Source organism: Undibacterium sp. FT79W (assembly GCF_014284215.1).
Classification (GTDB): Bacteria; Pseudomonadota; Gammaproteobacteria; order Burkholderiales; family Burkholderiaceae_D; genus Undibacterium; species Undibacterium aquatile.
On the sequence record NZ_JACOGB010000001.1, the window covers coordinates 101295 to 111134 of the forward strand.

A 9840-nucleotide genomic window follows, 5' to 3' on the forward strand; every position below is an offset into this window, starting at 1 on the left:
TTTCAATTTTCAGTCGGCGTCGGAAATGCAGTCAGTATGCAAGCGAACATCAATTTTTAAGGCGACATGGTGTAAACTTAGCTGATGCAAATCTATTTATCTTTTCTGGTGGTCGTCCTCTATCTGGCCGCTGTTTTTATTCCGTTCCCGCAGCGCATCGTTGGTGCCAGTGTCAGCGTCCTTGCGTGGTTGCTGCATGCCGCTTCATTATGGCTGGCGGTGTTTGCGGATGATGCTTTACGTATCGGTTTTGCGACCATGTTATCGGCTGCGCTATGGGTGACCGTCTCTGTGTATCTGATAGAGAATCGTAATTTTTCACTCGATGGTTTGAAGTTTTTATTATTTCCGCCTGCAGCAGGATTTTCTATCCTGCCCGTATTTTTTCCGGGGGCAGTGATTGCACTGACAGGGAAAACAGCGATGTTTCCATGGCATGTCAGCATCGCTTTGCTGGCCTACAGCACGTTGACTATCGCGGCGTTTCACGCGGCGATCATGAGTCTGCAAGACAAACATTTGCATAAATTGCGTTCACGCACCTTGCAGCCATGGCTGAGTGCGGTGATTGATAAATTGCCGGCCTTACTGACGATGGAAAAGGTCTTGTTCAGACTGATTTCTGTCGGATTTGTATTACTCAGCCTGACCGTATTGTCTGGTATCGTGTTTTCTGAGCAGGTGCTGGGCGTAGCATTTAAGTGGGATCATAAAACCATCTTGTCGTTATTGTCATGGCTGTTGTTTGCCATCTTGCTGGTAGGGCGCCGGTGGCGCGGCTGGCGTGGAAAAACTGTATTGAATTTCACGTTGTCCGGTTTCCTGACCTTATTGCTCGCGTATGTTGGTAGTCGTTTCGTGCTGGAAGTGGTGTTGCACAGGAGTCTGGTATGAAATTGCTGATGTGGCTGGTATTGGGCGTGTTGGTCATTCTGGCGATACGTAAAAAAGCTAAACCTTTGTCTCAGGACAGCATGCGCAGCCGGAATGCTGAAACGACATCCGATGCGTCGTCATTTGATATGCCGGCGACGACCGCTGCACCAGTAGAAACCATGGTTTGCTGTGCGCATTGTCAGATTTATTTACCAGCTTCTGAAGCCGTTATCCGGGAGCAGCAAACCTATTGTTCTTCAGCGCACGCTGATTTGCACTAGTTCAGAAATAAGCTGAACCCATGGCAGCGACTTTTTCTGTTTTTCCTGAGCCGACGCCCTCGTTCTGGCGATCCCTGCAAACCCTGAATATTTCCCGGGTGATCATTGCGATCAGTCTTTTGTTGCTGCTCAATTTACGCAGTACCAAAGATATCTGGGTATTTTCCCATGTGTTTGCCATTGATATTTGTACCGCCTACTTAATTTCCAGTCTGGGCTTTACGATACTCAAAGTCGTACACACTCGGCATTTCATTTTGCAACTGCTGTCGCAGATTACGCTCGACATCATCATCATTTCCTTGCTTTATCTCGGCTCCGGTGGCGGGCGTGGAGGCTTCAATATCTTATTTTTGTTTCCTCTGGCAGGCGTTTCAATTCTGGCGCCTTTATTGTGGGCTTTCTTTTTCTGTTCGCTTGTCAGTTTGTTGTTGTTGAGCGAAGGGATGTACCGTTCCCTTGAGTTAGATGATGGCAGTCTGGTTTCTCAGGCCGGTTTATTCGGCGCATCCTATTTTGCGGTTGTGTACGTGGTGAATCGTCTCGCGAGTAATCTTATCCGCCAGGAGCAACTCGCGGCACTGCGTGGAAATGAATTAGTGATGCAGCAGGCGATTAATCGTCTGGTGATCGCGGATATGGATGATGGAATACTGGTGCTTGATCATTCCGGGCGCATGTTTGAGATGAATCCGGCCGCAGAACGTATGCTCGGGGGAAATCTCAAAAAAGGCATGATTGGCGTCAAATTGGCAGATGTCATCGCTTTGCGTCCTATGGTCGACACCTTGGCTGATATCCAGATCCGCAATGCGGGTAAGACGCCCAGAGAATTGGAAGATGAGATTTCATTTGTTTCTATTCCCTGCTACCTGGATGAAAGTAAAGGAAGTGTTTCCGGCTCAGCGATACCGCGCTCAGGTTTTGAACACAGCAGTTTTGGTTTCAGATCAGAGCGACCGCATTTTGTCACGCATCTGAAATTGCGGATGATTATCGTCAAGGATGCGAATGAAACTGGTCTGCAGGCATCTGCGAATGATTACACCGTTATTTTTATGCAGGATGTGTCGGATATTGAGAATCATGCGCAGCAATTGAAACTGGCCTCGATGGGACGTCTGACTGCCAGTATTGCGCATGAAGTCAGAAATCCGCTGTCGTCCATTTCTTATGCAGCCTCTTTGTTGAACGAAGATATTGCTCACATAGAGGACAATAAAGAGCAGGCCAAACGTCTCTTAAAAATTGTTGACGATAATGTCGGACGCTTAAATCAGTTGATCGAAGATATTCTGAAGCTCTCACGTAAGGCGCGCAATGATGTGGAGCCTTATTTCCTGATGCCGCTGGTGCGCCAGTGCGTGCAGGATTTCGTCGAGATAAAACAAGTCGCCCCCGATCTGATCGACGTTGCTCATGAAGTAGATTTCAAAGTCAGCTTCGATCCTGGTCATTTGACTGAAATCGTTTCAAACTTGCTGTCGAATGCAATCCGGTATGCGAGCGGTCGCTCTGGCAGCATTCGTTTGTATGCCATGATAAATCCTGGCGGCCGGCAGGAGTTGCATATTCAGGATGACGGTCCCGCTATCAGTTTTGAAGTCCGTGCGCATTTATTTGAACCCTTTTATACGACATCCCGGATGGGAACGGGTCTGGGCTTGTATATGGCGCGGGAATTATGCCTGAATAACAAAGCCTTGCTAGATTATGAATATCGTGTCGATCACAGCGATGCTGAAGACAGTGAACCTAAGGGGCGTTTCGTGATTAATTTTTCTGGATTAAACGCATGAGCAACACTAGCGGCAACACTTGTCCACGCATCTTGGTGGTGGATGATGAGGCGCATTTGCGCGAGTTGTTAGAGATCACGCTGATTAAAATGGGGCTGGATGTTGATAGCGCCGAAAATCTGGATATCGCCAGAACGCTGCTAGCCAAAAACTGCTATTCGTTGGTGTTGACCGACATGCGTTTGCCCGATGGTTCGGGAATGGAGTTAGTGGAAGAGGTTAATCTTCATTATAAAAATACCCCGATCGCGGTGATTACGGCCTTTGGCAGCACCGATAATGCGGTGATTGCACTGAAGGCTGGGGCGTTTGATTATGTTTCCAAGCCTGTGGCTCTTGATCATTTACGCAAACTGGTGCGTTCTGCGCTGGAAATAAATCTGGTCAATGCGGAATCCGAAGTGGTATCCGATGTCTGTGAAATGACGCCAGCCTCGTTTCTGATTGGCTCATCGCCAGGTATGCAGGACGTCCGGGCACAAATCAGTCGTCTGGCGCGTAGCATGGCACCGGTCATTATTACCGGGGAATCTGGCAGCGGGAAAGAGCTGGCAGCACGTGAGATTCACACATCCAGTTCGCGCGCTGGCAAGCCGTTTATTGCGGTTAATTGTGGAGCAATTCCTGAGACGTTAATGGAAGCGGAATTTTTCGGTTATCGTAAAGGTGCTTTTACCGGGGCCGCAGATGATCGTGAAGGATTTTTTCAGGCCGCAAATGGCGGCACGCTGATGCTGGATGAGGTCGCCGATTTGCCGCTGGCGATGCAGGTGAAGTTGTTGCGGGCAATTCAGGAGCGCCGTATTCGCAAAGTCGGCGCAACACTGGAAGAGTCCGTCGATGTCAGGATTATCAGTGCAACCCATCAGAATCTGAGTACCTGCGTAGACGAAGGGCGATTCCGGCAGGACTTGTATTACCGCTTAAATGTCATTGAGCTGCACTTGCCGCCGTTGCGTGAGCGTCTTGACGACATTGCCGATTTATCTGCTGCGATATTACGTAAGCTCGCTGGCGGTGATGTCACCTTGTCACCAGCAGCATTGCAAGCTTTACGTGCTTATGATTTCCCCGGCAATGTCCGTGAACTGGAAAACATACTTGAGCGGGCACTCGCGTTTGCCAACGATGGTTGTATACAAGTGGCCGACCTGGCCTTACGCAATCATAAAAAACCACCAACGGAACAGCATGTTGATGATGTTGTGCAGCCTGAGCAGATCATTACCGAGGCTATATCAACGAAAGATGAAGACGTTTTTTCTCCCCCTACGCTTCCTTGCTCCTTGCCTGAGTATCTGGAGAATATCGAACGCGAAATGATTATGCGGGCTTTGGAGCAGACCCGGCATAACCGGACCCAGGCGGCGGAGCTGCTCGGCGTCAGCTTCAGGCAGTTGCGTTACCAGATACAGAAATTAAAAATTCAGGATTAGTTTTCCCGGGAATTCAATTGGCGCTGTGCGCCCGCTTTCACGCCGACGCATGTGGCCAGTGTCACTTTGCTTGCGCCCTAAGATCTGCTTCGCCTCGTTGCAGTCTTGTTGTGAATGATGCTGAAAGCCGATAGATAAAGATCCTGCAAGCGGTGTGACTATTTTCTGTTAGCACTCACTTACTCAGCTTGCTGCAGATTTCTGATCATCTGTGAAAGTCAATCGCCTGCACAAAAAAATTACTGAAAAATTAGCAAATAAAGCGGTTGCACACCTTAGCATCGGGTACTAGAATTAGGGCTATAAATTATTTGTGCACTATATATAGTAGTTTTTCTTGTTTTACCTTTCTTGCTTCACATTCCCCTTTTTCGCAGCAATTGATTTAAAAATGAAGAAATAACACGGCCGTTTTCCGTGTAAAGCTAGTTTGTAATAAGGCGCAACATTCAGTTAACCCGAGCGTTTCATGATCGTCTGAGGTCATGAACGACTCAAGATATCACCGACTCTGGAGGTTCAATGCACTCTTCAATGGAAACATCAACGCCATCTCATTCCGATCTAAGCTCCGCAAGCGGCAACGCCGTTCAGGTGAGTGCTGGCAGCGGATACAGCGAGCACCGGGTTATTCGCCGTAATGGTGCCGTAGTTGGTTTTGAGCCGCAAAAAATTGCGATCGCGATGACGAAGGCATTCCTGGCCGTCAACGGTGGTCAAGGCGCAGCCTCTGCCCGTATCCGTGAACTCGTTGAGCAACTGACTTCGACGGTTGTTGCGGCATTGCTGCGCAGACAGCCAACCGGCGGCACGTTTCATATTGAAGATATTCAGGATCAGGTTGAACTGGCGCTGATGCGTTCCGGTGAGCATGATGTTGCCCGTTCTTATGTGCTGTATCGTGCCAAACATCAGGAAGAACGTCGCCTGCAACGCGAAGCGCAACAAGCCTCACAGGCAAAACTGCCGCAAATTCATGTGGTTATTGACGGTGAAAAAGTCATCCTCGACATTGAAAAAGTTCGTGCCCTTATTACTGCTGCTTGCGTTGGTCTCGACAAACTGGCAGATGCAGAAGCGATCCTGACTGAAACATTGAAGAACTTGTACGACGGCGTGCCTGTCGAGGAATTGCATAAATCAGCGATTCTGGCTGCGCGCGCTTTGATGGAGAAAGAACCAGCCTACAGCCAGGTGACTTCCCGCCTGCTGTTGCACACAGTGCGTAAAGAAGTCTTCGGCAAAGAGGTGGCTCAGCAGGATGCCGCCGCCGAATACATTCGCTATTTCCCGCAATTTATCCAGAAAGGTATTGCTGCCGAATTACTGGATACAAAATTGGCGGAATTTGATCTGGACCGTCTGGCAAAAGCATTGGTCGCTGACCGCGATCTGCAATTCAGCTATATCGGTTTGCAGACTTTGTATGACCGTTATTTCCTGCATGTCCGCGGCACCCGTATTGAAATGCCGCAGGCTTTTTATATGCGCGTGGCGATGGGCCTGGCATTGGAAGAAAAAGATCGTAACGCCCGTGCCATCGAGTTCTATCACCTGTTGTCCAGCTTTGATTTCATGAGCTCGACACCGACACTATTTAACTCCGGCACACAACGTTCGCAATTGTCGTCCTGCTACCTGACTACGGTCTCTGATGATCTGGCCAGTATTTATGACGCGCTCAAAGAAAATGCTTTGTTGGCGAAATATGCCGGTGGTCTGGGTAATGACTGGACACCTGTACGCTCACTGGGCGCGCACATCAAAGGCACGAATGGTAAATCCCAAGGTGTGGTGCCGTTCCTGAAAGTGGTCAACGACACCGCTGTTGCGGTCAATCAGGGTGGTAAACGTAAAGGTGCGGTCTGCGCCTACCTCGAAACCTGGCATATGGATATTGAGGAGTTCCTCGATCTGCGTAAGAACACTGGCGATGACCGTCGCCGTACGCATGACATGAATACCGCCAACTGGATTCCTGATCTGTTCATGAAGCGCGTGATGGAAAAAGGCGAATGGACACTGTTCTCTCCATCCGATGTACCGGATCTGCATGATAAATTCGGTAAGGCATTTGAAAGTGCTTACCTCGCTTACGAAGCCAAAGCGACTTCTGGTGAAATCGAATTGTCGAAAAAAATCCCGGCACTCGACCTCTGGCGCAAAATGCTGTCCATGTTGTTTGAAACAGGACATCCATGGATCACGTTCAAAGACCCTTGCAATATCCGCAGCCCGCAGCAGCATGTAGGTGTGGTGCACTCGTCGAATTTGTGTACCGAGATCACGCTCAATACCAATGAGAGCGAGATCGCCGTATGTAATCTGGGCTCGGTTAACCTGCCAGCGCACATGAAGAATGGCAAACTGGATCACGTCAAACTGCAAAAAACGATCCGTACCGCGATGCGTATGCTCGATAACGTGATTGATATTAACTACTACGCCGTACAAAAAGCACGCGATTCCAATCTGCGTCACCGTCCGGTCGGCATGGGTATCATGGGCTTCCAGGATTGCCTGCACATGATGCGCGTGCCTTATGCATCGAATGAAGCGGTGCAGTTTGCTGACACCTCGATGGAAGCCGTGTGTTACTACGCTTATCTGGCATCGACTGAGCTGGCGGAAGAACGTGGCACTTACAGCTCTTATAAAGGTTCGCTGTGGGATAGAGGTATTTTGCCGCAAGACTCATTGAAGTTGTTGGCGGAAGAGCGTGGTGGTTATCTGGAAGCAGATTTTAGCGAAACCATGGACTGGACTGTGGTGCGTGATCGCATCAAACAATTTGGTATGCGCAATTCAAACTGCGTTGCGATTGCACCGACTGCAACGATTTCTAACATCATCGGCGTCTCAGCTTGTATCGAGCCGACCTATCAGAATTTGTATGTGAAATCGAACTTGTCCGGCGAGTTCACTGAAATTAACGAACACCTGGTGCGCGACCTGAAATTACGCGGCTTGTGGGATGAAGTGATGATCGCTGATCTGAAGTATTTTGATGGCAGCCTGGCACGTATAGATCGTATTCCACAGGATTTACGCGAACTGTATGCGACTGCGTTTGAGATCAGCCCGTCGTGGCTGGTCGAAGCGGCTTCACGTCGCCAGAAATGGATAGATCAGGCGCAATCCCTGAATATCTATATGGCAGGCGCATCCGGTAAAAAATTGGACGAGACCTACAAACTGGCCTGGTTACGTGGTCTGAAAACGACGTATTACTTGCGTACGATTGGCGCGACGCATACCGAAAAATCGACATCGAAAACTGGTGCGTTGAATGCAGTTGCGGTGGATGGCGGTGCGGGCGCATTCAGCGCAGCACCGGTTGCGGCAGCGCCAGCAGTCGCCCCTGAAGCGGAAGGTGCAGCTTGCTACCTTCGTCCAGGTGACCCAGGTTTTGAAGAGTGCGAAGCTTGTCAGTAATGCTGTCGGCTCTCAGGCAGTAACTGACAGAAATACAGAACTAATCAATTGAATTTTCAGCGAACGGTGTGAGCTATCCATCGTTCGCAATGTCCGGCACATTTTTGCTTATGCGCAAAGATAAAGTGTCATCTTGTAAGGAATAAAAATGTTATCTTGGGACGATGAAGCCACACCAACTGCACCTGTAGCGCCATCAACTGTGCGGCCAGCAGGCAGCGATGTACAAGCTGGTTTGCAATTACAGGAAGTTGCGCTAAATCCAGCGTTGGTCAAGAAAGCCGACTCTGCGAGCGCAGAAGATATCGCGCGTCGTGTGAACGCTGCCGACAAACGGATTATCAATGGACAGACAGACGTTAACCAGCTGGTACCATTCAAATACAAGTGGGCATGGGATAAATATCTGGCTGGTTGTGCGAATCACTGGATGCCGCAGGAAATCAATATGCAACGCGATATTGAATTGTGGAAAAATCCAAATGGACTGACTGATGATGAGCGTCGTTTGGTGACACGTAATCTCGGTTTCTTCGTGACTGCAGATTCTCTGGCAGCAAACAATATTGTGTTGGGTACCTACCGCCACATTACTGCGCCGGAATGCCGTCAGTATTTGCTGCGTCAGGCATTTGAAGAAGCGATTCATACTCATGCGTATCAATATATTGTTGAATCACTGGGTTTGGATGAAGGCGAAATTTTTAACGCTTATAACGAAATCGAATCCATCCGTGACAAAGATCAGTTTCTGATTCCTTTCATCGATGTATTGACGAACCCTGAATTTAAAACAGGTACGACTGAAGCGGATCAGACATTGCTGCGTTCGCTGATTGTCTTTGCGTGTCTGATGGAAGGGCTGTTTTTCTATGTTGGATTTACGCAGATTCTGGCGCTGGGTCGTCAGAATAAAATGATGGGTGCAGCTGAACAGTATCAATACATTTTGCGTGACGAATCGATGCACTGCAATTTCGGTATTGATTTGATCAATACGATTAAGATGGAAAATCCGCATTTGTGGACAGCGGAATTCAGAGATGAAATTAAATCGTTGTTTTTGCGCGCGGTGGAGTTGGAATATCGCTACGCAGAGGATACAATGCCGCGTGGAGTGCTTGGATTAAATGCGCCGATGTTCAAAGGATATTTACGCTTCATCGCAAATCGCAGAGCACAACAAATTGGTCTTGATGTTTTGTTCCCTCAGGAAGAAAATCCTTTCCCGTGGATGAGCGAAATGATAGACCTGAAAAAAGAGCGCAACTTTTTTGAAACGCGCGTGATTGAGTATCAAACAGGCGGAGCCCTCAATTGGGAGTAGCTGCTGAATAAGCGCCCCGGCCTCCTGAAAAGGGATACTCAAGGTTTGCACGAGATGTAAAACTCGAGAGGCCTCACCAAACTGAATGGACAGTCAAAGATTAAATTACTTGTACTGTTAGTGCCGCAATACCTGGCGAAATCGGGTATTGCGGTTTTTGGCTTTGTGTCTTGAGTTCTGTAACTAATATTGACGTACGCAGGTAGTGCGGGCGTTGCAGATCGATCGCTTCAGACGACGATCGCAGAGCGAAAGTTTGATGGCTGAAGTGCTGCATCATCGAGGGCATGCAGCAGTTCAGCCGGTGCCGAATTCATTAGCGCAAACATCGTTTATGTTTGTGCCCATGAATAATCCGCTTGAAAGGATAGAGCGGATTTAATTTTTATCCGATTTTTTCCATCTCTATCGAAGGAGAAACAAAATGGCAACAGCACCAAAAACGGCAGCGGGCGATTCCGCCTCTGCGAAAAAGACGACTGCTAAAAAAGCTGTCGCAAAAAAAGTAGCAGCGAAGCCGGCAGTAAAAGCAGCTGCAAAACCAGCAGCAAAAGCAGCGGCCAAACCAGTAGCGAAGAAAGCCGTCGCTAAAGTGGCAGCGAAACCAGCAGCGAAAAAAGTAGCAGCAAAACCAGCAGCAAAAGCAGCGGCCAAACCAGTAGCGAAGAAAGCCGTCGCTAAAGTGG

General features: G+C 48.7%; 7 protein-coding genes. All 7 read left to right on the forward strand.

All coding sequences use genetic code 11. The features are described 5' to 3' along the window. Positions 1 to 84 precede the first annotated feature (84 nt). Positions 85 to 894, forward strand: a complete 810-nt coding sequence (locus H8K38_RS00450) for an inner membrane protein YpjD (protein ID WP_186882828.1) — start codon at positions 85 to 87, stop codon at positions 892 to 894. Continuing rightward, a complete protein-coding gene (locus H8K38_RS00455; RefSeq protein ID WP_186882829.1) occupies positions 891 to 1157 on the forward strand; it encodes a PP0621 family protein in 267 nt (88 codons plus the stop codon). Before H8K38_RS00450 ends, H8K38_RS00455 begins: the two co-directional genes overlap by 4 nt. Before the next feature lie 20 nt (positions 1158 to 1177). Next, positions 1178 to 2956 carry a PAS domain-containing sensor histidine kinase gene (locus tag H8K38_RS00460; RefSeq protein ID WP_186882830.1) on the forward strand — a complete coding sequence of 593 codons (1779 nt, stop codon included), beginning with the start codon at positions 1178 to 1180 and terminating at the stop codon, positions 2954 to 2956. Continuing rightward, complete coding sequence (locus tag H8K38_RS00465; RefSeq protein ID WP_186882831.1) at positions 2953 to 4392, forward strand: sigma-54 dependent transcriptional regulator; 1440 nt, start codon at positions 2953 to 2955, stop codon at positions 4390 to 4392. The genes H8K38_RS00460 and H8K38_RS00465 overlap by 4 nt, the downstream gene beginning before the upstream one ends. Positions 4393 to 4914: 522 nt before the next feature. Beyond that, positions 4915 to 7827: a ribonucleoside-diphosphate reductase subunit alpha gene (locus tag H8K38_RS00470; RefSeq protein WP_186882832.1), complete on the forward strand. Its 2913-nt coding sequence runs from the start codon at positions 4915 to 4917 to the stop codon at positions 7825 to 7827. Between the two features lie 148 nt (positions 7828 to 7975). Further along, the gene (locus H8K38_RS00475; protein ID WP_186882833.1) at positions 7976 to 9154 is read left to right on the forward strand and encodes a ribonucleotide-diphosphate reductase subunit beta; all 1179 of its coding nucleotides are present in this window, start codon (positions 7976 to 7978) and stop codon (positions 9152 to 9154) included. A gap of 424 nt (positions 9155 to 9578) precedes the next feature. Beyond that, positions 9579 to 9840 (forward strand): hypothetical protein (locus tag H8K38_RS00480; protein WP_186882834.1); only part of this gene is annotated, 262 nt, incomplete at its 3' end.